The following is a 27,000-nucleotide window of genomic DNA, read 5'->3' on the forward strand; positions in this document are numbered from 1 at the left end:
GCAAGTAGCCTGGGAGGGTGATCCTCGCTGTCGACACCTCGCTGGGCTCGGCCGTCGCCATCGTCGACGGCGACGGAGCGCTCGTCTCGGACGCCTCCAGCCCCGACCCGCTGGGGCACGCCGAGGTGATCGGGGATCTGCTCGCGTCCGCGCTGGATGAAGCGGGCGGAGGCGAGATCGCGCATGTCGTCGCCGGCATGGGGCCTGGGCCCTTCACGGGTCTGCGCATCGGCATCGCCACGGCTCGGGCGTTCGCGCTCGGACGCGGCATCGACGTCATCCCCGTCCCCAGTCATCTCGCCCCCGCCCTCACGGAGATCGAGCGGAACGGTGCGGAAGGCCGATTCGCCGTCGTGACCGATGCGCGCCGTCGCGAGGTCGCCGTCACGGTGTTCGAGGGGCTGGATGCCGACGGCATCCCGAACGTCGTCGCCGGGACCGTCCTGGTCCCGCGCGCGGACGCCGAGGCGCATCTGGACGGCGTCCGTGCCGTCGAGGTCGCCGTCCTGGATGCCGCGTCCCTCGCCCGCGTGGGCCGGCGGGCGGTAGGTGCGGGACGCGTCCTCGCCGGTCAGGAGCCGCTGTACCTCCGTCAGCCCGACGTGACGATGCCCGGAGCGCCCAAGAAGGTGAGCGCGTGATCCGGCCGGCGACCGCCGACGACCTCGTGGCGATCATGGCGGTCGAGAACGCCTCGTTCCCGACCGACGCCTGGAGCGCCGAGACCATGGCCGCGGAACTGGCGGGCGAGCACAGTCACTACATCGTCGACGAGGAGGACGGCGTCGTCATCGGCTACGCGGGACTGCGCGGCGTGCGGGGGGCGGCGGACGCCGACGTCCAGACGATCGCCCTGCTCGACGCGCACCGTGGCGCCGGGCGCGGGCGTGCCCTGCTGAGGACGCTGCTCGCCGAGGCATCCGCTCGGGGCGCCAGGGAGGTGTTCCTGGAGGTCCGGGCCGACAACCCCGCGGCCGAGGGACTCTACACCTCCGAGGGCTTCGTGGAGCTCGGCCGCCGGCCGCGCTATTACCAGCCCGACGACGTCGACGCGATCGTGATGAGGCTCGACCTCCGTGCGGGCGCCGCCCGCGCTGCGACGAAGGAGGAGACGGCATGAGCGGACCGCTGGTGCTCGGCATCGAGACGAGCTGCGACGAGACCGGGATCGGCATCGTGCGCGGGCGCACCCTGCTGTCGAACACGATCGCGTCGAGCATGGACGAGCATGCCCGCTACGGCGGCGTCGTCCCCGAGGTCGCCGCCCGGGCGCACCTCGAGGCGCTGCAGCCCTCGATCGAGGCGGCGCTCGCCGAGGCCGGCGTGCGGCTGGAGGACCTGGACGCCGTCGCCGTCACCTCCGGTCCGGGGCTCGCGGGCGCTCTCATGGTCGGGATCGGCGCCGCGAAGGGCCTCGCCGTGTCTCTCGGCACGCCCCTGTACGCGGTCAACCACCTGGTCGGGCACATCGCCGCCGACATCCTGACGCCGGATGCCGAGCCGCTGGAGTACCCGACCATCGCGCTGCTCGTGTCGGGCGGGCACACCTCGCTCCTGCATGTGCGGGATCTCACGACGGACGTCGAGCTGCTCGGCGAGACCATGGACGACGCGGCGGGGGAGGCCTTCGACAAGGTGGCGCGCCTGCTGTCCCTGCCCTACCCGGGCGGTCCGGAGATCGATCGGGCGGCGCTCGAGGGCGATCCGGACGCGATCCGCTTCCCGCGCGGTCTGTCGCGGGCATCGGACCTGGCGAAGCACCGCTACGACTTCTCCTTCTCGGGGCTGAAGACGGCGGTCGCCCGCTGGGTGGAGCGCTGCGAGGCGGAGGGACGGCCGGTGCCGGTCGCCGACGTCGCGGCGAGCTTCCGCGAGGCGGTCGTCGACGTCCTCGTCACCAAGGCTCTCGCCGCCTGCGCGGACCGCGGCGTGCCACGACTGCTGCTCGGCGGCGGCGTCATCGCGAACCGGCGGCTGCGCGAGGTCGCGCTCGAGCGCGCCGCCGCGGCGGGCGTCATGGTGCGCATCCCGCCGCTGTCGCTGTGCACGGACAACGGCGCGATGATCGCCGCACTGGCCGCGGAGCTGATCTCGTCGGGGCGGCAGCCTTCCACTCTGGCGTTCGGTGCGGACTCGACGCTGCCCGTCACCGAGATCCAGGTGGCGCGGGCGGGGGTCGCGGCATGAGCGACGAGACGAGAGCGCCGCGCGTCGAGGGAGCGAGCCCCGAGGTCGAGAAGCCGGCGGGAACGGCCCGTCTCCCCGGCGCACGCCGTGAGGGGTACACGAAGCTGCCCACCGGTCCCGTGGGCATCGAGCCCGTGGTGGCGAGCGGGCCGGATGCGGACGCGGTCGGTTCCTGGGCGCCGAGCACGTCGGAGCAGCCGATCGAGGAGGACACGGCCCGGCTCGGCCCCTGGGCCCTGCTGGCCGCGATCGTCGCGCTGATCGCCTCCTTCTTCGTGGGGTGGGGGATCCCGGTGGCGGTCGTCGCCGTCGTCGCGGCGATCATGTCGCTGCGGCGGCCGTTGGAGAGCCGAGCTCTCGCGGTATGGGCGCTCGTCCTGGGGATCATCGCCACGGTGTACAGCGCCGGGTGGCTCATCTGGGCCGCGATGCAGCCCGGAGTGTTCGGGTAGCCGTTGCTGTCGCCGGAGGAGTCCGCGGAGCTGCGGGAGCTGCAACGGAAGGCGTACGCGCCCGGAGCCGAGCCCTCGGATGCGGATGCCGCGCGCCTGCGCGCCCTCGAGGAGCGTCGGGTGGCGCCTCCCGCGCCCGCCGACTCCTCGCGAGGCGGTGACGACGAAGGATCCGCCGTCGCGGAATCTCCCGTCGACGGCGCAGCGTCCCCTGGAGCGCCAACGGCGCACGCCGCCGGTGGCACCGGGGAGGAGGTCGACCGTGCGAAGCCCGCAGAGCACGAGGCGCACGCCCCAGAGGAACAGGCCGCCCGCCCGCGATGGCGTCGCTGGGTGCCCTACGCCGCGATCGGCCTGGCGCTGCTCGTCGGGTTCGGGGTCGGGTTCGCCGTGTTCGGTCAGACGGTCGTGCGGTCGATCGCGCTGTCGCTCGCCGTCGGCGCGGAGCAGGCCGAGCTGGAGGCGAGCGACGACTACGATCCCGGTTCGATCACCGCAGTCGGTCAGGCGCACGGCGTGACGATCTGGCACGCCACGAGAGGCGAGGGCGCCGAGCAGTGCGTCATCGTCACGCACGACGCCGGGCGCGACGGCGGCTGCGCCACGAGTGCGGAGTTCGAGGACCGCAGCAGTGGCCTGTACGCCTCCGTGATCCTGTCCGGCGACGGGGACGAGGCGGGAGCTCAGCTCAGCGTCAGCCTCGCGCGCACCGTCGATGGCGAACTCGCCGTCATCGCGGAGGTCTGGACGCAGGACATGTGGGACTGGCGTTCGCAGTACACCGAGGATGAGCTCGCGATCCTGGAGCGCATCGAGCGGGAGACGGGTGTCGACGGGGGAGTCCTCCAAATCGTCGGCTACGACGACACGACACCGGTGTGGCTGGAGTACAGCGGCGTCGGGGTGTGCGCGATCGTCGTCGCCGAGGACGTCGAACGGGCCTGCGCGGACGATCCTGCCGCGCCGGTCGTCCTCGAGGTCCGCGCGGCGGACGGCGGCGTGACCGCGTACCACGTGTCGGAGTCGTCGATGCGGGGCCCCGTCCTCACGATCGAGCGCACGCCGGCGGTCGTGGACGTGACGATCGACGACACGACCGGGGACGTCGACGGCTGACCCGGGTCACACCCGATCGGCGAGCACGGCCATCCGCCGGTTCCCGACGCGTGTGAGGACGAGCGTGGCGCTCTGAGCGCCGTCCAGCCTGAGCTTCTTGCGGAACGCGGCCGGATCGATGTCCATGCCGCGCTTCTTGATCTCCAGCGATCCGATGTCCGCCGTCCTCAGTGCGGCGTTGATGGCCTTGGGGTTGGCCGGCATCGTCTCGCGCACCCGGAACGACTGCACGAACGGGCTCGTGACGGCGGCATCCCCGGTGAGGTAGGCGATGCGCTCGTCCAGCATCCCCGCATCCAGGCTCCGCGCCACATCGCCGATGAGGCGCGCGCGGATCACCGCCCCGTCCGGTTCGTGCAGGAAGGCGCCGAGCGGGCGCACAGCGGCGTCCTCGGCATCCGCGCCCGCAGTGAGCTCGTGGACGGAGTCCCCGCGCATCACCAGCGCCGCGCGGCGGACGCCGGGGCGCGCGAGCGATCCGCTCCACAGCACGAGCTCGACGACGCTGCCGTCGGCGCTGACCCACTGCGCCTCGGCGTCCTCGGGCAGCGCCTCCCGGTCGTGGCCGGGGCCGAGCTTGATGCCGGCAGGCATGCGCGCGGCGAGGTCGAACGCCCAGTCCAGCGGCGGCGAGTAGCCGGATGCCGTCAGGCGCCGGGTCTCGCCGTGACCGGAGGTGCGGCGGGCCGGATCCATCCACACCGCCGTGCGCTCCGCGCGCGGATCTCGCAGAACGTCACGGAACCCGTCCGTCTCCGCGGAATCGCGGCGAGATCCGTGCGTTTCTGCGAGAAGCGTGCGCGCGGCGTCCTCGGCCGTGCCGTGCGCGACCGAGGCTTCCTCCCCGAACGCGGCGAGATTGTACGCGGCGATCGCCGCCGTGACCTGATCGGCGTCCACGGCGCTCACGCGCAGCCCCGCGCCTGCGAAGGCCAGGGCATCGCCGCCGATGCCGCAGCCGAGGTCCGCGACACGGGTGAATCCCGCCTCTCGGATGCGTCCGGCATGACGTGCCGCGACGGGCAGCCGCGTGGCCTGCTCGAGTCCCGCCTGAGTGAACAGCATCCGATCGGCGAAAGGGCCGAACTTCGCGGATGCCCTGGTGCGAAGCCGGGCCTGGCCGACCACGGCCGACACGAGATCGGGGGAGTGCCCCGCGGCCCGCAACCGGCTGACCACGCGGGCGACATCCGTCGTGGAATCGATCCGCCCGACCTCGTCCAGCAGGCGAAGCCCGTCCGGGGTGAGCAGGGCGGTGAGCTCGGTCATCTCCACCGGTTCAGCCTACGCGCCGCGCGTTCGACCTCCGTGTCGCGCCGACTGGCACTCGCATTGCGTGAGTGCCAGCCGACGTCCTACACTGGCATTAGCACTCTCGGGTTGAGAGTGCGAACGAGTCTTTCGTGTCAGCGTCAAGAAAGAAGAGGTAGACCGTGTCGGTTTCCATCAAGCCGCTCGAGGACCGCATCGTCATCAAGCAGGTCGAGGCCGAGCAGACCACCGCGAGTGGGCTGGTCATCCCCGACACCGCCAAGGAGAAGCCCCAGGAGGGCGAGGTCGTGGCCGTGGGCCCCGGCCGCATCGATGACAACGGCAACCGCGTCCCGCTCGACGTCGCCGTCGGCGACCGCGTGCTCTACAGCAAGTACGGCGGCACCGAGGTGAAGTTCGGCGCCGACGAGTTCCTCGTGCTCTCCGCGCGCGACGTCCTCGCGGTCGTCGTCCGCTGATCGCAGCGCACATAGCCTCGAAGGCCCGGATGCATCAGCATCCGGGCCTTCGTGCATCCCCGGACGCGCGTCGCGCGATTCCTGCCGATCTCGCCGGCGGCGAGCATCCGGCATCCGGAGCCGGTCATAGAGTTGATCGGTGAGTACGCAGAGAACGCCCCGCACCGAGACCGCCGGGGTCGCCTACGCCCTCGGCGCCTACCTGCTGTGGGGTGTCCTCCCGCTGTACTTCCTCCTGCTCGCCCCCACCCAGGCATGGGAGGTCGTGGCGTGGCGCGTGCTGTTCTCGCTCGTGTTCTGCGTGATCCTGCTCGCCGTGATGCGCGGCTGGCAGCGGCTGTGGGCGATCGTGCGGCAGCCGCGACTGCTCGGGCTCACCGCCCTCGCGGGGCTGCTGATCTACGTCAACTGGCAGGCCTTCCTGATCGGCACCCTCGACGACAAGGTCGTCGAGACGGCGCTGGGGTACTTCATCAACCCGATCACCACCGTGCTCCTGGGAGTGTTCGTCCTGCACGAGCGGATGCGCCGCCTGCAGTGGGTCGCCGTGGGCATCGCGGCGCTCGCGGTGATCGTCATCATCGTCGCGTACGGGACGGTGCCGTGGATCGCGCTCACCCTGACGCTCTCATTCGGCGTGTACGGGCTGATCAAGAAGAAGATCGGCCCGTCCGTGGACGCCCTCAGCGGTCTGACGCTGGAATCGTTCTGGCTCATCCCGATCGCGGTCGTCCAGCTGATCGCGGTCGGCGCGACGACCGGCATCACGATCGGGAACAACGGGGTGTGGCACACGGTGCTGCTGGGCTTCGCCGGCGTCGCCACCGCAGTCCCGCTGCTGCTGTTCGCGGCCGGGGCCCGGCGCATCGACCTGACGGTGATCGGGATGATCCAGTTCATCACGCCGATCATGCAGTTCCTCATCGGCGTGGTCGTGCTGCAGGAGCCCATGCCGACCGAGCGCTGGATCGGCTTCATCCTGGTCTGGGCGGCCGTCGCCGTGTTCATCGTCGACCTGCTCCTCGCCGCCCGACGTCACCGACGCGTCGCCCCCGTCGAACCGGTCTGAACCCGCCAGGAACACCGTCATCTCCGCGAAACAAGATCGTTAGCGCACCGATACCCGCGGGCGCGCGGCCCGGTCTTAGTGTTAGAGCACCCGAACGTGGTACCGCCACGTCCGCTGTTGTCGAAGGAGCAATATGAACGGTTTGCAGGGTTCGCGCCCCAAGCTGCTGGCAGGAATCGCACTGCTGGGAGCGACGGCGCTGGTCATCGCGGGGTGCAGCACAGGCACCCCCGCTCCCGAATCATCGGAGCCGACGAACGAGCGTCCCGAGAACGTCGATCTGTCGCTGACTCTGGGTTCGCTCCTTCCTGCGACGGGAACGCTGGCGTTCCTGGGGGCGCCGATGGAGGCGGGCGTCCAGCTCGCGGTCTCCCAGATCAACGAGGCGGATGCCGGCATCCAGGTCGAGCTCGTCAGCGAGGACGAGGGCGACCTGGACAACAAGGCGTACGAGACCTCGATCACCAACCTCCAGAGCGCCGGGATCAACGCCATGGTGGGCGCCGCCTCCTCGAGCGTCACGAAGCTGATCCTTGACGGCAACGCCGGCGCCGGCATCCTCACCGTGTCGCCCTCGAACACGTCGCCGGACTTCACGGGCATCAACCCGCTGTACTTCCGGACCGCCCCGAGCGACAACCTGCAGGGCGAGGTGCTCGCCAACCAGATCGCCGAGGACGGCCACAAGACCCTCGGCATCATCTACCAGAACGACCCGTACGGCACCGGACTGTTCGAGGCCATCAAGACGACGTTCGAGGGCACGGGCGGCGAGGTCGTCGCCGAGGCCTCGTACAACCAGGGCGACGGACAGTTCAACGCGCAGGTCCAGACGATCGCGGCCGAGAACCCGGACGCCGTGGCCGTCGTGTCCTACGACCAGTTCGCGACCATCGCACCGCTGCTGGGCAACGCGGGCGTCGACACCGGCGCGCTGTACCTCGTCGACGGCAACCTGAAGGACTGGCCGGACCTGCCCGTGAGCCTCGAGGGCTCCAAGGGCACGCGTGCGGGCGCCGAGCTGCCGGATGACTTCATCGACCAGCTCAACGAGGTCTGGACGGCGGGCGGCAACGAGCCGATCGACGCTCTGACCTACTCGGCCGAGGCCTACGACGCCGCGACGCTCATCGCCCTGTCGGCGCTGTACGCCGTGTCGGTGGAGGGCGAGGACATCGCGGGCGCGATGCGCCTGGTCTCCGGCGGCGAGGGCGAGGGCGAGAAGTGCACGAGCTTCGCCGACTGCGCCGAGATCATCAACGCCGGGGGGACCCCGGACTACGACGGCTACTCCGGTGAGATCACGTTCGACGAGAACAACGATCCGAAGGGCGCGGCCATCGGCGTCTACGAGTTCGACGCGGAGAACATCCAGTCCCGCATCAAGTGAGACGACGGAAGGGCTCCGGATGCTCGGCATCCGGAGCCCTTCTTCGTGCGTCGGTTACGCCGCGTCGGTGCCCAGGGTGCCGAGGTACAGGCCGATGACCTTGGGGTCGTTCAGCAGATCGCGCCCCGTTCCCTCGTAGGCGTCGCGTCCCTGATCGAGCACGTACCCGCGGTCGCAGATCTGCAGGCAGCGCCGGGCGTTCTGCTCCACCATGATCGTCGTGACGCCGGCCTTGTTGATGTCCGAGACGCGGATGAACGCGTCGTCCTGACGCACCGGCGAGAGACCCGCCGACGGCTCGTCCAGCAGCAGCACCGAGGGATCCATCATCAGCGCCCGCGACATCGCGACCATCTGGCGCTCACCGCCGGACAGCGATCCCGCACGCTGCTTGAGGCGCTTGCCGAGCTCCGCGAAGATGCCGGTGACGAATTCGAGCCGCTCCGCGAACGCCTTCGGGTTCTGGTACAGGCCCATCTGCAGGTTCTCCTCGATCGTGAGCGAGGGGAAGACGTTGTTCGTCTGCGGCACGAACGCGACGCCGCGCGCCACCAGCTTGTCGGCCTTCAGGCCCACGATGCTCTCGCCGTTGACGGTGATGTCGCCCTGACGCACCTGCACCATGCCGAAGATCGACTTCAGCAGCGTCGATTTGCCCGCGCCGTTCGGGCCGATGATGCCGATGAGCTCTCCTCGGCGCGCGGTCAGATGCGCTCCGTTGAGGATGTTCACTCCGGGGAGATACCCGGCGTGAACATCCGTCAGCTCGACGACGACGTCCTCTCCGGCGTGGACGCTCGGCGTCGCCTGCCCCGAGTCGGGCGAAGGGACGCCGCGGGTGTCCTCGGTCATGACTTCTCCTCCTGCGTGTCCTCGGGCGCGGGTCCGCCCTCGATCTCCGCCTCCGCCTCGGTCTCGATCTGCTCGCGGAGGCGGGTGGCCGCGGCATCCGAGACCACCGAGATGCGCCCGGTCACCGCGCCCAGGTCGACGTCCTGGTGCGCGCCCAGGTAGGCGTCCACGACAGCCGGGTCCTCCATGACCGTCTCGGGCGGGCCCTCGGCGACCACGCGCCCCTCGGCCATGACGATCACCCAGTCGGCGATATGGCGCACCATGTGCATGTCGTGCTCGACGAACAGCACGGTCATGCCGAGGTCCTTCAGGCCCAGGATGTGGTCGAGCAGTGACTGCGTGAGCGCCGGGTTGACCCCGGCCATCGGCTCGTCGAGCATCACGAAGCTCGGCTCGCTCATCAGCGCGCGCGCCATCTCGAGCAGCTTGCGCTGTCCGCCGGACAGCGAGGCCGCGAAGTCCTTCTCCTTGGCGTCCAGCTTGAAGCGCACCAGCAGCTCGCGCGCCCGCTGCTCGATCTCTGCCTCCTGATCGCGCCACAGGAACGGGAAAAGACTCGCCCAGAACCCCTCGCCGCGCTGGTGCGGGGCGCCGAGCTTCATGTTCTCGAGCACCGTGAGCAGCGACAGCGACTTGGTGAGCTGGAACGTGCGCACCTGCCCGAGCTGGGCGACCTTGAACGACGGGACGCCCGACAGGTTCTTCCCGTCGAACGACCACGTCCCCGCGTTCGGCTTGTCGAACCCGCACAGCAGGTTGAACAGCGTGGTCTTGCCCGCGCCATTGGGGCCGATGAGCGCGGTGATCGCGCCGCGCGGGATCTCGACGTGGTCCACGTCGACGGCCGTCAGGCCGCCGAAATGACGGGTCACGCCGTCCGCGACGAGGATCGGGTCGACCTTCGCGACCCCTGGTGCCGCCGGGCCCTTGGCCAGGCCGGTCGTCTTCTGCCGCGGGGCGCTCGGCGTCGTCGGCTGCGACGGATTCACTTCACTTGACAAAGGTCATCTCCCTCTTGTTCCCGAGGATGCCCTGCGGCCGGAAGATCACGATCAGCATCAGGACGACACCGATCAGGATGTACCGGACCATGTCGGCCTGGGCGGCGCTCATGGGCAGCAGTCCGGCGTCGGCCATCGCGGGCAGGAGGCTGCCGAGGAATGCGAACACCACCCAGAACAGCACGGCGCCCAGCGTCGGCCCGAGCACGGTGGCCGCTCCGCCCAGCAGGAGGATGGTCCACAGGAAGAACGTCAGCGACGTCGAGTAGCTCCCGGGCACCACGGCCGAGGGAAGCACGAACACGATGCCGCCGAGCGCTCCGAGCACACCGCCGACGACGAGCGCCTGCATCTTGTACGCGAAGACGTTCTTGCCCAGCGAGCGCACCGCGTCCTCGTCCTCGCGGATGCCCTTGAGGACGCGGCCCCACGGGCTGCGCATCAGGGCCCACACCAGGAGTACCGCGAGCGCGAGCACGATGAGACCGAACACGCGCACCCACAGGTCGTTCGCGTTGTAGGTCCACGGACCGAAGCCGTAGGTGCCCGGCGGGAACGGGTTGATGTCGCGGAAGCTCTGGTGGTAGCCGGACAGTCCGCCGGCCGAGTTCGTCCACTCCTTGAACAGCTCGGTGAGGAACAGCAGGCGGACGACCTCGGCGGCCGCGATGGTCGCGATCGCGAGGTAGTCGGCGCGCAGGCGCAGGGTCGGGATGCCGAGGACGAGCGCGAACAGCGCACCGCCCGCGAGGCCGGCGAGCATGCCCGCCCACCACGGGGCGCCGAAGCTGAGGATCGCGATGGCGTAGCCGTAGCCGCCGATGGCCATGAAGGCCGCCATGCCGAAGTTCAGCAGGCCCGTGTAGCCGAAGTGCACGGCGAGGCCGGTCGCGGCCAGCGCGTAGGCCATCGTCGTGGGGCTGAACAGGTACGAGGCGGTGTTGCCGAAGATGTTGCCGAAGTCCATGCGTCAGCCCAACCTTTCCTTGCGGCCGAGCAGGCCCTGGGGCCGTACCAGCAGGATCACGATCAGCGCGACGAGGGCGCTGGCGTACTTGAGGTCGCTCGGCACACCAAGCAGCGTCGACACCTCGACCGCGAGGCCGACGATGATCGATCCGATGAGCGCGCCGATCGCGGAACCGAGCCCGCCCAGCGTGATCGCGCAGAAGATGAGCAGCAGCATCTGCATGCCCATGTCCCACTTCACGCCGGGCCGGAAGTACGCCCACAGGATGCCGGAGATCGCGGCGAGCACGCCGGCGAGGATCCACACGATGCGGATCACCTTGTCGACGTCGATGCCGGAGGCCGCGGCCAGCTGCGGGTTGTCCGAGATCGCGCGGGTGGCCTTGCCGACGCGCGTGCGCGTGAGGAAGAACGCGACGCCCAGGATCACGACCAGGCTGATGGTCATGCCGATGATGTCGATGTACGACAGCGAGATCGGCCCGAGCTTCATCGGCGTGGGGCTCGCACCCGGCAGCTGCTGCGTGCCGCCGCCGATCAGGTACTGCAGGCCGTAGCGCAGTGCGAGCGACAGTCCGATGCTCACGATCATGAGCTGCACGACGCCGAGCCCGCGACGGCGCAGCGGCCGCCACAGCCCGGCGTCCAGCGCCCAGCCGAGCAGGCCGCCCGCGGCGATCGCGGCGATGACGCCGAGCCAGACCGGCAGGTCCCAGTAGGCCGTGACGATCAGCGCGACCACGGCGCCCCACGTCACCATCTCGCCGTGGGCGAAGTTCGACAGCCGGGTCGTGCCGTAGATGAGTGCGGCACCCATCGCGGCAAGTCCCAGCAGCAGGCCGAAGTTCAGCCCGCCGACGATCCGCGACAGCAGCTGGTCGAGGAACGACGTGGTCTCGCGCACGCCCTCGCCGAGGAAGAGGTTGACGATCTTGGTGCCGGTGAGTCCGAACTCGACCTCGAACGACGCCGTCGTCCCCGACACCGGCTGCATGCCCTCGGGCAGCTGCGACGCATCCACGATCACGCCGTCCGGCAGCGTGTCCTCATCGACGGTCAGTGTGTACACCGCCCTCTCGGGCACGTACAGGCGCCACCGGCCCTCGGCATCCGTCTCGGTCTCGGCCTCGAAGCCGCCGCCCTCGACGGACATCGTGACGTCCGCGACGGGCTCGTCGTCGAACGTGATGACACCGGCGAGGTAGAAGTCGGTGACCTCCTGGCCGTCGTCGGTCTCGTCCGCCGCCGCGGGCGGTGGTGGCTGCAGCACCAGGAAGGCGAAGGCGAGGAGCGTACCGATCAGGGCGATGGCCCATCGGATTCCGCTCCGTTTCGCCGAGATCGTCGGACTCACAGAACCTCCTGTCCAGTACACAGACCAAGACGGAGTTGTTCATCGGCCCTGATGTACGACGGTACGAGCGTAGTGTGTCGATTCTGTTTCGGCCAAGGCACGATATGGCCACGGTCCGTCGCGGGCACCGGGGGGGCGCTCCGGGAATTTTCCCACCCCCGCGGCGCTTAGAATTGGTACACCCTCGCCGCCCGTCGCCCCCAGGAGGATCATCCATGGACCAGCACGATCCGTTCGGCTTCGTCGGACTCACCTACGATGACGTGCTGCTCCTGCCGGGGCACACCGACGTCATCCCGAGCGAGGCGGACACCTCCTCGCGGATCACCCGGCGCATCTCGGTCGCCACCCCGCTGCTCTCCAGCGCCATGGACACCGTCACGGAATCGCGCATGGCCATCGCCATGGCACGCGAGGGCGGCATCGGAATCCTGCACCGCAACCTCTCCATCGCCGACCAGGCCGCGCACGTCGACCGCGTCAAGCGCAGCGAGTCGGGCATGATCACCGACCCGATCACGACGACGCCCGAGGCGACCGTCGAAGAGGTCGACGCGCTGTGCGCGAAGTACCGCATCTCCGGTCTCCCGGTCGTCGACCCCGACGGCAAGCTCGTCGGCATCGTGACCAACCGCGACATGCGCTTCGTGTCCGGCTTCGAGCGCCAGACCACGTTCGTCAAGGACGTCATGACCAGCGAGGGTCTGGTCACCGCGCCCGTCGGCGTCGCCGCGGGGGAGGTCATCGCGCTGTTCGCGAAGCACCGCGTCGAGAAGCTGCCGCTGATCGACGGCGAGGGCAAGCTCGCCGGTCTCATCACCATCAAGGACTTCGACAAGAGCGAGAAGTACCCGCTGGCCACGAAGGACGACCAGGGCCGCCTGCGCGTCGGCGCGGCGATCGGGTTCTTCGGCGACGCCTGGGAGCGCGCCGAGGCGCTGCGCGATGCCGGAGTGGACGTGCTCGTGGTGGACACCGCCAACGGGCAGTCGCAGGGAGTCATCGACCTCGTCAAGCGGCTCAAGGCCGACCCGACGTTCGAGCACATCGACGTCATCGGCGGCAACGTCGCCACCCGCGAGGGCGCTCAGGCGCTCGTGGACGCCGGGGTGGATGCCGTGAAGGTCGGCGTGGGCCCGGGGTCCATCTGCACCACGCGCGTGGTCGCCGGTGTCGGCGTCCCGCAGGTCACCGCGGTGTACGAGGCCTCGCTGGCCGCCGCCCCCGCCGGGATCCCGGTGATCGCCGACGGCGGTCTGCAGTACTCCGGCGACATCGCCAAGGCCCTGGTCGCCGGCGCGGACGCGGTCATGCTCGGTTCGCTCCTGGCCGGCACGGACGAGTCGCCGGGCGAGATCGTCTTCCAGTCGGGCAAGCAGTTCAAGCAGTACCGCGGCATGGGCTCGCTCGGAGCCATGCAGACGCGCGGCAAGCAGACCTCTTACTCGAAGGACCGCTACTTCCAGGCCGACGTCCCCAGCGACGACAAGCTGATCCCCGAGGGCATCGAGGGCCAGGTGCCCTACCGCGGCCCGGTCTCCGCCGTCGCCTATCAGCTCGTCGGCGGGCTGCGTCAGTCGATGTTCTACGTCGGGGCCCGCACGATCGAGGAGCTCAAGCAGCGCGGCCGGTTCGTCCGCATCACGGCCGCGGGTCTCAAGGAGTCGCACCCGCACGACGTGCAGATCGTCGTCGAGGCGCCCAACTACAAGCGCTGAGCGTCCAAGCCGACAGACACCACGACGTCGCAGGAATCCGGGTCGGATCCTGCGACGTCGTGCTGTTCGGCGGCGGTGGGAGGGTCAGCCGCAGGTGTAGGTGACGCCACCCACATCCCACACGCCGGGGCCGAGCTCCGCGCATGTGGCGAAGATGCCGGCGAACAGCGTGATCAGCGCGATGCCGACGATGATCCCCACCACTGTGAGGATCGCGCCGATGATGATGCCGGCGATCGAGAGCCCCTTGGGGGCTCCGGCCTTTCCGAGCTTCACGGTCGCGATGATGCTGATGATGAGTCCGATGAACGGCAGCACGAAGGCGAGCACGAATCCGGTGATCGCGAGTCCGCGACCGGGGACCGGCGCGGGGGCCGCCGCGGGGTCGGGATAGACCGGGTACCCGGATGCCGCGGGCGCCGGCTGCCCGGTGGCGGGCGCGGGCGGGGTGTAGTTCGGCTCGGGGCTCGTGGGGTTCGTCATGTCGCTCCTGTCGAGGATGTGTTCGTGGAATGCTCCGGCCTCCGAGGGTAACGAGCGGTGCCCTGCACCCGCCACCGCCGAGCATGGGCACCTCTTCCCCGGATGCGCTGCCCGGCCTGCCGGACGCCCTAGAGTGAGCCCATGGATTCACCGGGGAGTTCTGCGCTGACCAGGGGGCAGGTCGCCCGCTACGCCATCGGGTCGCTCGGCACGGGCGGGTTCGCCACGCTGCCGGGTCTCGTCCTCGTGTATTACCTCACTGATTCCCTCGGTGTGACGGCCCTGGCCGCGGGCGCGATCGTCACGGCGGCGAAGATCTGGGACGTGCTCATCGACCCCGTCATCGGCGGCCTCAGCGACCGCTCGTATGCGCACGCCGGGTCGCGGCGCCGCTTCATGATCCTGGGCGGCATCGGGCTGCCGGTCGCCTTCGTCGCGACTTTCGCCGTGCCGGGCGGGCTGGGGCCGGTGTCCTCCGCGCTCTGGGTGCTCGTGGCCTTCATGCTCGCCGCCACCTGCTTCAGCCTGTTCCAGGTGCCCTACATCGCGTTGCCCGCCGAGCTCACCGACAGCTACCGCGAGCGCACGCGACTGCTGAGCTGGCGGGTCGTCGTGCTGACGCTGGCGATCCTCCTCTTCGGCGCGGGCGGGCCCGAGCTGCGCGGTCTGTTCCCCGACGATCCGCTGCGCGGCTACCTGGTCATGGCGCTCGTCGCCGGGATCGTGCTGGCGGCGGGGATGCTCGTGGCGGCATCCGTCGCGCCGCAGCGACCACCGCTGCCCGTCGTCGCCGGCCTGTCGATCGGAGCGCACTACCGCGCCGGGATCCGGGTGCTGCGCGAGAGCCGTCCGTTCCGGGCGCTGCTGGCGACGTTCATGATCCAGGGACTCGCGACCGGGCTCATGCTCGCCGCCGCGCAGTTCGTCGCACGGTGGATCCTGCACGACGAGGGCGCCGTGACCCCGTTGTTCGCGGCCCTCATCGCTCCGGCGCTGCTGATGGCCCCGGTGTGGAAAGCCGTCGCCGATCGCGTGGGGAAGGAGCGGGCGTTCCGGCTCGCCAGTCTGGTCTTCCTCGTGGCGACGCTCGTCCTGGTGGGGATGGCGTGGCTGCCGGGCTGGTGGATCCTCGCTCCCGTCGCGCTGGCCGGCGCCGCGTACGCCGGGATGCAGACGCTGCCGATGGCGATGCTGCCGGACGTCATCGCGCACGACCGTTCCGCGCAGCGCGGCGAGAACCGCTCCGGCGTCTTCAGCGGCGTCTGGACGGCGGGGGAGACCACGGGCATGGCGCTGGGGGCGACCGTGCTCTCGGTCGTGCTCGCCGCCACCGGGTATGTCGAGTCGACCGCCGGCGTGTCGGTCGATCAGCCGGGGGCCGCGGTCGCGGGGATCGCGGTGGCCTTCAGCGCGCTGCCCGCCGCGCTCATGGTCCTCAGCCTCGTGACCCTCTCCGGGTATCGTCTGCGCGAGCGAGACATCGTCGGGACCTCGGCGTGACCGGCATCCTCGACCGCCTCCGGAATCTGCGTGCGGCCGACGCGCCCACGCACGGCGGCCGCGTGCTCGCCTATGTCTACGACGCCGGGGTGCCCGAGCTGGACGAACTGGCGGATGCCGCGGCATCCCTCGCCCGGCCCGTGAACGCCCTCGACCCCACGGTCTTCCCGTCCGTGGCCGTCATGGAGCGGGAGGTCCTCGGATTCGTCCGTCGGGCGCTGCACGGGCGGCGCGATGTCGTCGGCTCCGTGACGAGCGGCGGCACGGAGAGCTGCCTGCTCGCCGTGAAGACCGCGCGCGACCTGTGGCGGGCCGAGCACGGGGAGACGGCGTCCGGCCGCCGTCCGCGACTGCTGGTACCGGCCACCGCGCACGCGGCGTTCCAGAAGGCGGCCAGACTGTTCGACCTGGAACTCGACACGGTTCCGTGCCGCCCGGACGGCGCGGTGGCCGCCGAGGACGTCATCGCCCGGATGGACGGGGACGTCGCGCTCGTCGTCGTGTCCGCGCCGGCGTACCCCAGCGGCGCGCTCGATCCGATCCGCGCCGTCGCCGCCGCCGCGCAGGCGCACGGCATCCGCTGTCACGTCGACGCGTGCTTCGGCGGTCTGGTGCTGCCGTGGTGGACGGATGCGCCCGCGTGGGACTTCCGGGTCACCGGCGTGACGAGCATCTCGGCGGATCTGCACAAGTACGGGTACGCCCCGAAGGGCGTCTCGGTGCTGCTGCACCGCGGGCGGCGTCAGCATCGCGCGCAGTTCTTCGCGACCACGCAATGGCCGGGCTATCCGGTCGTCAACCCGACCCTGCTCGGATCGAAGTCGGCGTCTCCGCTCGCGGCATCCTGGGCGATCGTGCAGCGGCTGGGGGACTCCGGATTCGCCGAGCTCACCGCATCGATCCGGCGAGTGGCGACGGGCATCCGGTCGGAGGTGGACGGCATCCCCGGTCTCGTCGTTCTCGGCGACCCGGTCGGCCCCGCCCTCGCCCTGATCGCGGATCCCACAGCGATGCCCGCGCTGAGGGTCGACCCGCATCGGCTCGCCGACGAGCTCGCGCGGCGCGGCTGGCGTATCCAGCATCAGCCCGGCTTCGTCCAGGCGGACGGAACCCGGCTGCCGCGCAGCGCCCACCTCACGCTCACTCCTGTGCTCGAACGGGAGCTCGGCGGGTTCCGCCGCGCTCTCGTGCAGGCGGCGGATGCCGTGCGCGGGCGTCCCCCGGCCGACGGGCGCGCGCTCGCGGCGGCGGTCCGCGCGCTCGGGTACGGGGCGCGGCGCGTCCCGGGGCCCGCCGCAGCCTGGCGGCTGCTGCGACTTGCCGGAGCGGCCCGCGCGACCTCGGACCGCCCCCTGGCGGGGCTGATGGCGCTCGTGGAGGAGCTGCCGGCGCCGGTCGCCGAGGCGCTGCTCACCGAGCTGCTCGCCCGTCTGTCCGAGCCGCGGTGAATGCCGAGTCCGCCCGCGCCCGGCGACGCTGATAAGCTGGCTGGCTTGCCATGCGGCGGGCGGAAGGACGACCCACCGTGGGCTACATCGATGTCTCGGCGATCTCGCTGACCCTGCCGGACGGCAGGCCGCTTCTCGACGAGGTGACGTTCCGCGTCGGCGCGGGATCCACCAGTGCCCTCATCGGGCCGAACGGCGCCGGCAAGACGACACTGCTGCGCATCATCCGCCAGGACACCCCCACCGACTCCGGCGTGGTCACGATCGACGGCGGGCTCGGCGTCATGGACCAGTTCATCGGGCACGGCGAGCCGGGGCAGACCGTGCAGGACCTGCTCGTGCGCGTCGCCCCGCGACGCATCCGCGCGGCCGCGGAGGGACTGGAGGCCGCCGAGAACGCGCTCATCGAACGGGACGAGAACGACACGCAGATGGCGTACGCCGCCGCCATCGCCGAGTATGCGGACGCCGGCGGCTACGAGCATGAGACGGTGTGGGACCAGTGCACCATCGCGGCGCTCGGGGTGCCGTTTGAGCGCGCACGTTATCGCGAGCTCGTCACGCTGTCGGGAGGCGAGCAGAAGCGGCTCGCACTCGAGGCGCTGCTGCGCGGACCCGACGACGTGCTGCTGCTCGACGAGCCGGACAACTACCTGGACGTCCCCGCCAAGCGCTGGCTCGAGGAGCAGTTGCGCCTCACGCCCAAGACGGTCCTGCTCGTGTCCCACGACCGCGAGCTCCTGGCACGCGCCGCGGACAGGATCGTCACGCTCGAACCCGGCGGAGCCGGTGCGACGGCCTGGGTGCACGGCGGCGGCTTCGCGACATACGCCCAGGCGCGCGAGGACCGGATGGACCGGCTGGACGAGCTCCGTCGGCGCTGGGACGAGCAGCACGAGAAGCTGCGCACCCTCGTCGCGACGCTCAAGGTGAAGGCCGAGGCGAACGACGGATTCGCGTCCCGCTATCGTGCGGCGCAGACCCGGCTGCGCCGCTTCGAGGAGGCGGGGCCGCCGCAGGAGCGACCGCCGTCGCAGGACTTCGACATGCGGTTGCGCGGAGCCCGCACCGGCAAGCGCGCGGTCGTCGCCGAGCGACTCGAGCTCACCGGGCTCATGCGGCCGTTCGATGCCGAGATCTGGTTCGGCGACCGCGTCGGCGTGCTGGGATCGAACGGCTCGGGCAAGTCGCACTTCCTGAGGCTGCTCGCGCGGGGCGGAACCGATCCGGATCCGACGCTCGGGCACGTCACCTCGACGGGGGAGCAGCTGGCCGAGGTCGCGCACGCCGGCCGTGCCACCCTCGGCGCCCGTGTCGTCCCCGGGCTCTTCGCCCAGACCCACGCGCATCCCGAGTTCGCCGGACGCACGCTGCTGGAGATCCTCCATCGCGGCGATGACCGGCGTGCCGGCCTCCCGAGGGATGCCGCGAGCAGCGCCCTGGACCGGTACGGCCTCGTCCGGCAGGCGCAGCAGAGCTTCGACTCGCTCTCCGGAGGACAGCAGGCCCGGTTCCAGGTGCTGCTGCTCGAGCTGTCCGGGGCGACGCTGCTGCTGCTCGACGAGCCCACCGACAACCTCGACCTGGAATCGGCCGAAGCGCTGGAGGAGGCGCTCGCGCGGTTCGACGGGACCGTGCTCGCCGTGACGCACGATCGCTGGTTCGCGCGCTCCTTCGACCGGTTCCTCGTGTTCGGGTCGGACGGCGAGGTGTACGCGACCGACGAACCGGTCTGGGACGAGCGCCGGGTGGCCCGCGCCCGCTGATCAGGGAAGCCGGAACGGGTTCGCCGCCCGCGCGGACGGATCGAGAGCGAGGTCGGCCAGCACCGCGCCGACCCCGGTGGCGAACTTGAACCCGTGCCCGGAGAAGCCGGCGCCGACGACGACGCGCCCGCGGCGATCCAGGACGAAGTCGCCGTCGTCGGTCGAGGTGTAGGTGCAGCTGAGGTGCGCGGCCGAGTCCGGGTCGAGTCCCGGCATCCATTCCCGCACGTACTCGCGGAGGGACTCGGCGTGGGTCGTGCGGTGCGGTCGGGCATCCGGATCGACCTCATCGCCGACCTGGTGGAAGCCGACCTTCACGCCCTCGCCGGGCGTGGGCATTCCGTACACCGTGGCCGGATACGTCCCGGCGGGGACGTAGTGGTTGAACGACGGCCAGGGAACATCCGCGCGGGGACGGAAGTGCGCCGGGGTCTCCTCCGTCACCCGCAGAGGCGGGAGCCCGATGCTGCCCAGAAGCTTCGCGCTCCAGGCGCCGGCCGTGACGACCACCGTGCCGGCGCGCAGCGTCGTCCCGTCGGACAGCGCGAGCACCGCGCTCGCCGGATCCTGGCCGATGCGCTCCACGGGCGTCTCCCAGCGGACCTCCCCGCCGCCGGCGAGGATCCGCCGCTCCAGCTCCCGCAACGCGTCCGCCGCGCGCACGACGCCCGCGTCCGCCGACCAGAGCACGTCCGTGGCGAAGCGGATGCCCGGCCACCGGAGCGCGGCCTCAGATGCCGTCAGCAGCTCCGCGGGAATGCCGCGCGAGACGAGCGCGGCCTGCACGGATGCCACGTCGACGTCGCCGCGCGTCACCAGGCCGTGCAGCCGCAGCAGAGGCGCGCCGTCCACGGGCCCGAGGGCGTCCCACCCGGCGCGGGCCCGGGTCAGCAGATCGAGGTAGTGCTCCTCGGCGTAGGCGTTGTTGAAGTTGCGGGTCGCGCCGTGCGATGCCCCATGTGTGTGACCGCGCGCGAATCGCTCCAGGACGACGGGACGGTGCCCGCGCCGCACCAGCTCCCACGCGGTCGCGAGTCCCATCACGCCGCCGCCCACGACGGCGACGTCCACGGCATCCTGCGTCATCTCGACCTCCAGCTCGCTGCCAGTCTGCCAGCCGCGGTGCGCGCCGAGCCGCGAGAAGGCGGTCGCGGGGTCCGGGTAGGCTGGACGGGTGACCATGGACATCGAGCTCGGCCGAGGCAAGCGCGCGCGCCGCGCGTACACGTTCGACGACATCGCGGTGGTGCCCTCGCGACGCACGCGCAATCCCGAGGACGTCTCGACGGCTTGGACGATCGACGCGTACGGCTTCGACATCCCGGTACTGGGCGCACCGATGGACTCGGTCGTGAGCCCGGCGACCGCCATCGCCCTCGGGCGTCTCGGCGGCCTCGGCGTGCTCGATCTCGAGGGTCTGTGGACGCGGTACGAGGACCCGGAGCCGCTGCTGGCAGAGATCGCGGGCCTGGCCCCCGAGAAGGCGACGCAGCGCATGCAGCAGCTGTACAGCGAGCCGATCAAGCCCGAGCTCATCAAGGCGCGTCTGGCCGAGATCCGCGCGGGCGGTGTCACGGTGGCGGGATCCCTGACTCCCCAGCGCACCCAGGAGCTGTACGAGACCGTCGTCGCGGCGGGCGTCGACCTGTTCGTGATCCGCGGGACGACGGTGTCGGCCGAGCACGTCTCGAGCGCCGCCGAGCCGCTGAACCTGAAGAAGTTCATCTACGACCTCGACGTTCCCGTGATCGTGGGCGGCGCGGCCACCTACACTGCTGCCCTGCACCTGATGCGCACGGGTGCCGCCGGCGTGCTCGTGGGCTTCGGCGGGGGCGCCGCGTCGACGACGCGGGCGACCCTCGGTATCCACGCACCCATGGCCACGGCCGTCTCCGACGTCGCGGCTGCGCGCCGCGACTATCTCGACGAGTCCGGCGGCCGTTACGTGCACGTGATCGCGGACGGCGGCGTCGGCACGTCGGGCGACATCGTCAAGGCCCTCGCGATGGGCGCGGACGCGGTCATGCTCGGCGTCGCGCTGGCACGCGCGACCGATGCGCCGGGGCGCGGCTTCCACTGGGGCCCCGAGGCGCACCACCCCAAGCTCCCGCGCGGTCGCCGCGTGGCGGTCGACGGCATCGCTCCGCTGGAGGAGATCCTCTACGGGCCGGCGCCGGTCGCCGACGGCACGGCGAACCTCATCGGGGCTCTGCGCAAGTCCATGGCGACGACCGGGTACTCCGATCTGAAGGAGTTCCAGCGCGTCGAGGTCGTGCTCGCCCCCTACGAGCAGGGCTGAGTCCGTTCCGCCGTGACGACACCCGAGGTCTTCCCGCCGACTCTGCGCGAGGTCATGCTGCGTCCGCGCTGGATCGGCGTGCTCGGGCTGTGCCTGCTGGTCGCCGGCGTGTTCGCGTTCCTCGGCCAGTGGCAGCTCGGTCGTGCGATCGAGACCGACCCCCCACCGGCCGGCGTGACCGAGGAGCTCCGGCCCCTCGCAGACGTCGTGGAGCCCGGCGCGTACCTGCCCGAGCCGTACGTCGGACAGCGCGTCGAGACGAGCGGTACCTGGGTCGGCGGCGACTTCCTCGTCGTCTCGTCCCGGTTCAACGACGACGTCGAGGGGTACTGGGTCACCGGGCAGCTCCGCGTCGCCGACGGCGTCTCGATCGCGGTCGCCCTCGGGTGGGCTCAGGATCGGGAGGACGCGGATGCCGCGGCCGCGGTGCTGGAGCAGCAGGCCGCGGGCGCCGAGGCGTCGATCACAGGACGACTCATCTCGGACGAGGGCGTGCAGGTGCCTCCGCCCGGCGACCCGCAGCGCATGGACCGGATGTCTCCGGCGGCGCTGCTGAGCCACTGGCACGACACCGAGCGCCTCGCGGTGTACCGTCCCTATCTGGCCAGCGCGTCGGCTCCGGAGGGGCTCGTCGACATCTCATCCCCGGCCCCGGACGAACTGTCCCCGGTGAACTGGCTCAACGTCTTCTACGCGGCCGAGTGGGCGATCTTCGCCGGCTTCGCGTTCTACATCTGGTACCGGCTCGCGAAGGACGCCTGGGAGCGCGAGATCGAGGACTTCGAGGACACCGTCGCCGCGGCATCCTGAGCGGGTCTGCCGAGCCGGCTGCTCATCCGAGCACCGGAGGCCGCGCATCCGAGCGGGTCCGCGGCCGATCGATGCAGATCCGGTGAGCAGTCGGTGACCAATCGGCGAACATCATTGATCCTGTCCCTGCCTCTCCGTATGCTCCAGACATGTGTGCGCGCTGTGAGCGCTCACCGCGGCGCTTCACAAGAGCCGCCGCCGCATCCCGACCCGAGGAGACAGCAACGATGATGCCCGCCCCCGGCGCTGAGAACCACGCGGTTCCGGCGTCATTCCGCAGCAGGGGGCGCGTGCGCGTCCTCGCCGTGACCTGCGTCGCCGCTCTCGGCGCCGGCGCTCTGGTCGCCACTCCCGCCTTCGCGAACACGACCGGCACCGGCATCGTCATCAACGAGGCCTACCTCTCCGGCGGCAGCTCGGGCGCGGCGTTCACGAACAAGTTCGTGGAGCTCTACAACCCGACCAGCGAGCCCGTCACCCTCGACGGTCTGTCGCTGCAGTACCGGTCGGCGACCGGAACGGGCCCCTCCCACGGCGTCGCCGCGCTGACCGGCGTCATCCCGGCCGGCGGGTACTTCCTCGTGCAGGGCGGCAGCAACGGCTCGAACGGCCAGGCGCTGCCGACGGCCGACGTCGTCGGCGCCCTCAACCCGAGCGGCACCAACGGCACCATCGCGCTCGTGGAGGGCACCGCGGCCGTGACGCTCGCTCCGGGATCCTCCGTCGGCGCGCAGGGCGTGATCGACCTCCTCGGCTACGGCAGCTCGAACACGTTCGAGACGGCTGCGGCCACTGCGCCGGCGGGCAACACCGACGTCAAGTCGCTGAACCGCACCGACGGCGCCGACACCGACGACAACAGCGCCGACTTCACGCTCTCGGCGACCATCACGCCGCAGAACTCCGGAGGCACCGAGCCGGAGGAGCCCGAGGAGCCGGAGGAGCCCACCGCGGTCTCGATCGCCGAGGTGCAGGGCACCGGAGGCACCTCTCCGCTGGACGGGCGGACCGTGCAGGTCACCGGCGTCGTCACCGGGGACTACCGCACCGGCGGCTACCGCGGCATCACGATCCAGACCGAGGGCTCCGGTGGAGAGGACCACGCCGCAGGCGACGCCTCCGACGGGGTGTTCGTCTTCCTCGACGCGCTGACCGCGGATGCCGAGATCGGAGACCTGGTCTCGGTCACCGGCGTCGTCGGCGAGTACTACGGCCAGACCCAGATCTCGCCGGCCGCGGCATCCGACGTCGAAGTCGTCACGCCGGACGCGGGCGTGCCGGCGACGACGCCGCTGCCGGACACGGTGACGGGCGATGCGCGCGAAGCGTACGAGAGCATGCTCGTCGCTCCGACCGGCACGTACCTCGTCGCCTCCAGCCACCAGCTGTACAACTACGGCACGCTCTGGCTGAACCCGGGAGAGCTCAACGTCAAGAGCACCGAGACGACCCGTCCCGGCGACGCCGCGAACGCGATCGCGGCCGAGAACCGCGCCGAGCGCATCCTGCTCGACGACGGCTGGTCCTCCCAGGTCACCAGCAACGCCCACCCGGGCGAGCAGCCGTACTTCACCGCGGACACCGTGGTGCGCAACGGCGACGCCGTGGACTTCGCCGACGCGGGGTACATCCTGCAGTACGGCTTCGACGACTGGAGGCTGCAGCCGGTCATCCCCATCGACGATGCGAGCGACGCGTCGTACACCGCGACCTTCACTGCGCAGAACCCGCGCACCGAGGCCGCGCCGGAGGTGGGCGGTGACGTGCAGGTCGCGGCGTTCAACGTCTACAACTACTTCACGACGCTCTCCAGCGAGAACCCGGACGCTCGGGGCGCCGAGACCGCCGAGGAGTTCGCGATCCAGAAGTCGAAGATCGTCACCGCGATCAACGCCCTGGACGCCGAGGTCGTGTCGCTGATGGAGATCGAGAACTCGATCCACTTCGGCAAGCCGGCCGACTCGGCGCTGGCCGATCTCGTCGACGGGCTCAACGACGACGCGGGCTCCGAGGTGTGGGACTTCGTCCCGACCCCGGACGCGCTTCTCGAGACCGACACGGACGTGATCACGAACGCCATCATCTACAAGAAGGATGCCGTGACCGCCGTGGGCGACAGCGCCACGATCGTCGACGAGACGGTGTGGGGCAACGCCCGGGAGCCGATCGCGCAGACGTTCGACGTCGACGGCAAGCTCGTCTCGGTGGTCGCGAACCACTTCAAGTCGAAGTCGCCGCCGTCCGGAGGCGGCACCGAGCCGGCCGACGGTCAGGGCTTCTTCAACGCCGACCGCGTCGCGCAGGCCCAGTCGCTGCTCGCCTTCACGGAGACGATCGCCGACACGAGCGGCAGCTCCGACATCCTGCTGCTCGGCGACTTCAACGCGTACGGTCAGGAGGACCCGATCGACGTGTTCGCGCAGGCCGGCTGGACCGACCTGGTCCCCGCGCAGGCGGACGGGCAGTACACGTACACCTACGACGGCGAGCTCGGCTCGCTCGATCACGCGATCGCATCGCCGTCACTGGCGGCATCCGTGACCGGCACCGGCGTGTGGTCGATCAACTCCCCGGAGTGGAGCGACCGCGGGTATGCGTTCGGCGCTGTCGAATCGGGCACTCCGTACCGCTCCAGCGATCACGATCCTGTCATCGTCGGCATCTCGAGCGAGATCCCGCCGGTGTCGATCGACATCGTCACGATCAACGACTTCCACGGTCGGATCGAGGCGGACGGCGCATCGGCCGGAGCAGCGGTGCTCGCCGGAGCCGTGCAGCAGCAGCGCGAGGCGAACCCGAACACCGTGTTCGCGGCGGCGGGCGATCTCATCGGCGCCTCGACGTTCACGTCGTTCATCCAGGACGACAACCCCACGATCGATGCGCTCAACGCCGCCGGCCTCGACGTCAGCGCGGCGGGGAACCACGAGTTCGACCAGGGCTGGGACGACCTCGAGGGTCGCGTCCAGGACCGGGCGGACTGGGAGTACATCAGCGCGAACGTGTTCGTCACCGAGACCGGCGAGCCGGCGCTCGCTCCGAGCTGGGTCACCGAGCTCGACGGGGTGAAGGTCGGCTTCATCGGAGCGGTGACGGAGGAGCTCGACTCCCTCGTCTCGCCGGAGGGCATCGCCGATCTGGAGGTGCGCAGCGTCGTCGACTCGGTCAACGACGTCGCAGCCGACCTGACCGACGGCGAGGCCGGCAACGGCGAGGCCGACGTGCTCATCCTCCTCGTCCACGAGGGCGCCACGAGCACCGAGGTCGAGAGCATCACGCCGGAGTCGGCGCTCGGCGAGATCGTCGCCGGCGTGGACGACAGCGTGAGCGCGATCGTGTCGGCGCACACTCACCTCGCCTACAACCACGTCATCGACGGCCGGCCGGTCGTCTCGGCGGGTCAGTACGGCGAGAACTTCGGGCTGATGAACCTCCAGGTCGACCCCGAGTCGAAGGAGCTGCTCTCCATCACCAACGAGATCAAGCCGCTCACCGAGGGCGGCGAGGCCCTCTACCCGGCCGTCGCCGAGGTTCAGGAGATCGTCGACGCCGCGAAGGCGGAGGCCGATGTGCTCGGAGCCGAGAAGGTGGGCGAGATCACGGCGGACTTCAACCGGGCACGTCAGTCGAACGGCTCCGAGAACCGCGGTGGCGAGTCCACGATCGGCAACTTCGTCGCGGACGTGCAGAAGTGGGCCACCGGTGCCGATCTGGCGCTGATGAACCCCGGCGGCATCCGGGCGAACCTGTCCTGCGCGAGCACGGGGGAGGCGGACCCGGACGGCAACGTCACCTTCCGCGAGGCGGCGACGGTCCAGCCGTTCGCCAACACGCTCGTGACGCTGGAGCTCACAGGAGCGCAGCTGAAGAGCGTGCTCGAGGAGCAGTGGCAGCCGGAGGGCGCGAGCCGGCCGTTCCTGAAGCTCGGCGTCTCGGAGGGGCTGGTCTACACCTACGACCCGACGGCGGCGCAGGGCGAGCGGATCACGTCGATCACGCTCGACGGGACGGCGATCGATCCCGCGGCGACCTACGTGGTCGCGGCGAACTCGTTCCTCGCTGCGGGCGGTGACAACTTCGCCACCTTCGCCGACGGCGCGAACAAGGCCGACACGGGCAAGATCGACCTCTCGTCCATGGTCGACTGGTTCGACGCGAACGGCACGGCCACTCCGGACCTCGCGCAGCGCGCGGTCGGCGTGACCCTCAGCCCTGCGGATGCCGACGGTTACAGCGCCGGTGACCAGGTGTCGATCGATCTGTCCTCACTCGCGTTCAGCGCGGGAGAGGCGAACGGCACCGAGGTCGCCGTGTCGCTCGGCGACACCGTGCTCGCCTCCGGGTCGATCGATCCGGCGATCGTCGACACGACCGACGAGGCCGGCCGTGCGAGCCTTTCGTTCACGGTGCCCGATGGCGTGACCGGCGACCAGGCTCTGACGGTCTCCGTGGCCGAGACGGGCACGACCGTGCAGGTGCCGTTCACCATCGCGGGTGAGGAGCCGGCGGAGTTCGCCGGAACGATCGACGCGGACCGGAAGGTCAGCGCCGGCAAGAAGCTCGGCATCACGGGTGCCGACTTCGAGCCGGGCGAGACCGTCAGCATCCGCCTGCAGCCCAAGAAGGGCGAGGCGATCGAGCTCGGTGAGGTCGTCGTGGCGCAGGACGGCACGTTCGAGGCCTCCGTCACGGTGCCTCGGAGCGCGCAGCCGGGGAAGTACACCGTCGAGGTGTCGCAGGCCGACGGCGACACGGCGACCGACACGGTCACCGTCAACCGTGGCGGCGGCATCGGCGGAGCCATCGGGGACATCCTCGACTGGCTGTGGGACCTCATCACCGGCTGGTTCTGA

Annotated in this window: 22 protein-coding genes; 15 read left to right on the top strand and 7 right to left on the bottom strand. The window is 70.7% G+C overall.

Annotated elements, in window-relative coordinates; all coding sequences use genetic code 11:
• Positions 1-17: 17 nt before the first annotated feature.
• The 5 genes from tsaB to AC3RXZ_RS07490 are packed head-to-tail and all read left to right on the top strand — an operon-like array spanning position 18 to position 3,755.
• Positions 18-641: a tRNA (adenosine(37)-N6)-threonylcarbamoyltransferase complex dimerization subunit type 1 TsaB gene (gene tsaB, locus AC3RXZ_RS07470; RefSeq protein WP_243230535.1), complete on the top strand. Its 624-nt coding sequence runs from the start codon at positions 18-20 to the stop codon at positions 639-641.
• The gene (gene rimI, locus AC3RXZ_RS07475) at positions 638-1,120 is read left to right on the top strand and encodes a ribosomal protein S18-alanine N-acetyltransferase (protein ID WP_491493614.1); all 483 of its coding nucleotides are present in this window, start codon (positions 638-640) and stop codon (positions 1,118-1,120) included. Before tsaB ends, rimI begins: the two co-directional genes overlap by 4 nt.
• Positions 1,117-2,187 (top strand): tRNA (adenosine(37)-N6)-threonylcarbamoyltransferase complex transferase subunit TsaD, encoded by a 1,071-nt coding sequence (tsaD, locus tag AC3RXZ_RS07480; RefSeq protein WP_491493615.1) that lies wholly within the window; start codon positions 1,117-1,119, stop codon positions 2,185-2,187. The genes rimI and tsaD overlap by 4 nt, the downstream gene beginning before the upstream one ends.
• Entirely contained in the window at positions 2,184-2,639 is a 456-nt protein-coding gene (locus AC3RXZ_RS07485) for a hypothetical protein (protein ID WP_491493616.1), read from the top strand. Before tsaD ends, AC3RXZ_RS07485 begins: the two co-directional genes overlap by 4 nt.
• Positions 2,640-2,642: 3 nt before the next feature.
• Entirely contained in the window at positions 2,643-3,755 is a 1,113-nt protein-coding gene (locus AC3RXZ_RS07490) for a hypothetical protein (RefSeq protein ID WP_491493617.1), read from the top strand.
• A 6-nt stretch (positions 3,756-3,761) separates the two neighbouring features.
• Here AC3RXZ_RS07490 and AC3RXZ_RS07495 read toward each other — a convergent pair whose 3' ends face one another.
• A complete protein-coding gene (locus tag AC3RXZ_RS07495) occupies positions 3,762-5,030 on the bottom strand; it encodes a class I SAM-dependent methyltransferase (protein WP_491493618.1) in 1,269 nt (422 codons plus the stop codon).
• A gap of 158 nt (positions 5,031-5,188) precedes the next feature.
• Here AC3RXZ_RS07495 and groES point away from each other — a divergent pair, with 158 nt between their 5' ends.
• The 3 genes from groES (at position 5,189) to AC3RXZ_RS07510 (ending at position 7,944) form a co-directional block, all read left to right on the top strand.
• A complete protein-coding gene (gene groES, locus AC3RXZ_RS07500; RefSeq protein ID WP_017203655.1) occupies positions 5,189-5,485 on the top strand; it encodes a co-chaperone GroES in 297 nt (98 codons plus the stop codon).
• A 139-nt stretch (positions 5,486-5,624) separates the two neighbouring features.
• Positions 5,625-6,554, top strand: a complete 930-nt coding sequence (gene rarD / locus AC3RXZ_RS07505) for an EamA family transporter RarD (protein WP_243230545.1) — start codon at positions 5,625-5,627, stop codon at positions 6,552-6,554.
• 133 nt (positions 6,555-6,687) lie between these two features.
• Complete coding sequence (locus AC3RXZ_RS07510) at positions 6,688-7,944, top strand: ABC transporter substrate-binding protein (protein ID WP_243230552.1); 1,257 nt, start codon at positions 6,688-6,690, stop codon at positions 7,942-7,944.
• Between the two features lie 54 nt (positions 7,945-7,998).
• On the opposite strand, the gene AC3RXZ_RS07515 is transcribed toward AC3RXZ_RS07510, so the two are convergent.
• From AC3RXZ_RS07515 to AC3RXZ_RS07530, 4 genes are read right to left on the bottom strand one after another with little or no spacing between them, the layout of a single operon-like run.
• Positions 7,999-8,796 carry an ABC transporter ATP-binding protein gene (locus AC3RXZ_RS07515; RefSeq protein WP_243230554.1) on the bottom strand — a complete coding sequence of 266 codons (798 nt, stop codon included), beginning with the start codon at positions 8,794-8,796 and terminating at the stop codon, positions 7,999-8,001.
• On the bottom strand, positions 8,793-9,800 hold the full coding sequence (locus AC3RXZ_RS07520; RefSeq protein ID WP_374208989.1) for an ABC transporter ATP-binding protein: 1,008 nt from the start codon (positions 9,798-9,800) through the stop codon (positions 8,793-8,795). Before AC3RXZ_RS07520 ends, AC3RXZ_RS07515 begins: the two co-directional genes overlap by 4 nt.
• Positions 9,790-10,767 carry a branched-chain amino acid ABC transporter permease gene (locus tag AC3RXZ_RS07525; protein WP_243230556.1) on the bottom strand — a complete coding sequence of 326 codons (978 nt, stop codon included), beginning with the start codon at positions 10,765-10,767 and terminating at the stop codon, positions 9,790-9,792. Before AC3RXZ_RS07525 ends, AC3RXZ_RS07520 begins: the two co-directional genes overlap by 11 nt.
• A gap of 3 nt (positions 10,768-10,770) precedes the next feature.
• Positions 10,771-12,123 (bottom strand): branched-chain amino acid ABC transporter permease, encoded by a 1,353-nt coding sequence (locus AC3RXZ_RS07530; RefSeq protein WP_243230558.1) that lies wholly within the window; start codon positions 12,121-12,123, stop codon positions 10,771-10,773.
• 215 nt (positions 12,124-12,338) lie between these two features.
• On the opposite strand from AC3RXZ_RS07530, the gene guaB reads away from it, so the two are divergent.
• Entirely contained in the window at positions 12,339-13,841 is a 1,503-nt protein-coding gene (gene guaB, locus AC3RXZ_RS07535; RefSeq protein ID WP_243230567.1) for an IMP dehydrogenase, read from the top strand.
• Between the two features lie 84 nt (positions 13,842-13,925).
• Here the strand turns inward: guaB and AC3RXZ_RS07540 are convergent, their stop codons facing one another.
• Complete coding sequence (locus tag AC3RXZ_RS07540; RefSeq protein WP_243230569.1) at positions 13,926-14,324, bottom strand: hypothetical protein; 399 nt, start codon at positions 14,322-14,324, stop codon at positions 13,926-13,928.
• Positions 14,325-14,465: 141 nt separating this feature from the next.
• Between AC3RXZ_RS07540 and AC3RXZ_RS07545 the strand changes: the two genes are divergently transcribed.
• The 3 genes from AC3RXZ_RS07545 to AC3RXZ_RS07555 all read left to right on the top strand — a co-directional run bounded on the left by AC3RXZ_RS07545 (position 14,466) and on the right by AC3RXZ_RS07555 (position 19,038).
• Positions 14,466-15,824, top strand: coding sequence for an MFS transporter (locus tag AC3RXZ_RS07545; protein WP_491493619.1), 1,359 nt, complete (start codon positions 14,466-14,468; stop codon positions 15,822-15,824).
• Entirely contained in the window at positions 15,821-17,272 is a 1,452-nt protein-coding gene (locus tag AC3RXZ_RS07550; protein ID WP_491493620.1) for a pyridoxal phosphate-dependent decarboxylase family protein, read from the top strand. Before AC3RXZ_RS07545 ends, AC3RXZ_RS07550 begins: the two co-directional genes overlap by 4 nt.
• 77 nt (positions 17,273-17,349) lie before the next feature.
• A complete protein-coding gene (locus AC3RXZ_RS07555; RefSeq protein ID WP_491493621.1) occupies positions 17,350-19,038 on the top strand; it encodes an ABC-F family ATP-binding cassette domain-containing protein in 1,689 nt (562 codons plus the stop codon).
• Here AC3RXZ_RS07555 and AC3RXZ_RS07560 read toward each other — a convergent pair whose 3' ends face one another.
• Complete coding sequence (locus tag AC3RXZ_RS07560; RefSeq protein ID WP_491493810.1) at positions 19,039-20,124, bottom strand: FAD-dependent oxidoreductase; 1,086 nt, start codon at positions 20,122-20,124, stop codon at positions 19,039-19,041.
• Between the two features lie 94 nt (positions 20,125-20,218).
• Here AC3RXZ_RS07560 and AC3RXZ_RS07565 point away from each other — a divergent pair, with 94 nt between their 5' ends.
• The 3 genes from AC3RXZ_RS07565 to AC3RXZ_RS07575 all read left to right on the top strand — a co-directional run bounded on the left by AC3RXZ_RS07565 (position 20,219) and on the right by AC3RXZ_RS07575 (position 27,000).
• Positions 20,219-21,337: a GuaB3 family IMP dehydrogenase-related protein gene (locus tag AC3RXZ_RS07565; protein WP_243230898.1), complete on the top strand. Its 1,119-nt coding sequence runs from the start codon at positions 20,219-20,221 to the stop codon at positions 21,335-21,337.
• A gap of 54 nt (positions 21,338-21,391) precedes the next feature.
• Positions 21,392-22,147, top strand: coding sequence for an SURF1 family protein (locus tag AC3RXZ_RS07570; protein WP_491493811.1), 756 nt, complete (start codon positions 21,392-21,394; stop codon positions 22,145-22,147).
• Positions 22,148-22,374: 227 nt separating this feature from the next.
• A complete protein-coding gene (locus AC3RXZ_RS07575) occupies positions 22,375-27,000 on the top strand; it encodes an ExeM/NucH family extracellular endonuclease (RefSeq protein WP_491493622.1) in 4,626 nt (1,541 codons plus the stop codon).

Source organism: Microbacterium cucumeris, assembly GCF_058349845.2.

Bases quoted from the DNA above. Each gene is read 5' to 3' on its own strand.
- tsaD (WP_491493615.1), top strand. From the start codon at position 1,117: ATGAGCGGACCGCTGGTGCTCGGCATCGAGACGAGCTGCGACGAGACC.
- AC3RXZ_RS07485 (WP_491493616.1), top strand. From the start codon at position 2,184: ATGAGCGACGAGACGAGAGCGCCGCGCGTCGAGGGAGCGAGCCCCGAG.
- AC3RXZ_RS07510 (WP_243230552.1), top strand. From the start codon at position 6,688: ATGAACGGTTTGCAGGGTTCGCGCCCCAAGCTGCTGGCAGGAATCGCA.
- AC3RXZ_RS07515 (WP_243230554.1), bottom strand. From the start codon at position 8,796: ATGACCGAGGACACCCGCGGCGTCCCTTCGCCCGACTCGGGGCAGGCG.
- AC3RXZ_RS07525 (WP_243230556.1), bottom strand. From the start codon at position 10,767: ATGGACTTCGGCAACATCTTCGGCAACACCGCCTCGTACCTGTTCAGC.
- guaB (WP_243230567.1), top strand. From the start codon at position 12,339: ATGGACCAGCACGATCCGTTCGGCTTCGTCGGACTCACCTACGATGAC.
- AC3RXZ_RS07540 (WP_243230569.1), bottom strand. From the start codon at position 14,324: ATGACGAACCCCACGAGCCCCGAGCCGAACTACACCCCGCCCGCGCCC.
- AC3RXZ_RS07545 (WP_491493619.1), top strand. From the start codon at position 14,466: ATGGATTCACCGGGGAGTTCTGCGCTGACCAGGGGGCAGGTCGCCCGC.
- AC3RXZ_RS07560 (WP_491493810.1), bottom strand. From the start codon at position 20,124: ATGACGCAGGATGCCGTGGACGTCGCCGTCGTGGGCGGCGGCGTGATG.
- AC3RXZ_RS07565 (WP_243230898.1), top strand. From the start codon at position 20,219: ATGGACATCGAGCTCGGCCGAGGCAAGCGCGCGCGCCGCGCGTACACG.
- AC3RXZ_RS07570 (WP_491493811.1), top strand. From the start codon at position 21,392: ATGCTGCGTCCGCGCTGGATCGGCGTGCTCGGGCTGTGCCTGCTGGTC.
- AC3RXZ_RS07575 (WP_491493622.1), top strand. From the start codon at position 22,375: ATGATGCCCGCCCCCGGCGCTGAGAACCACGCGGTTCCGGCGTCATTC.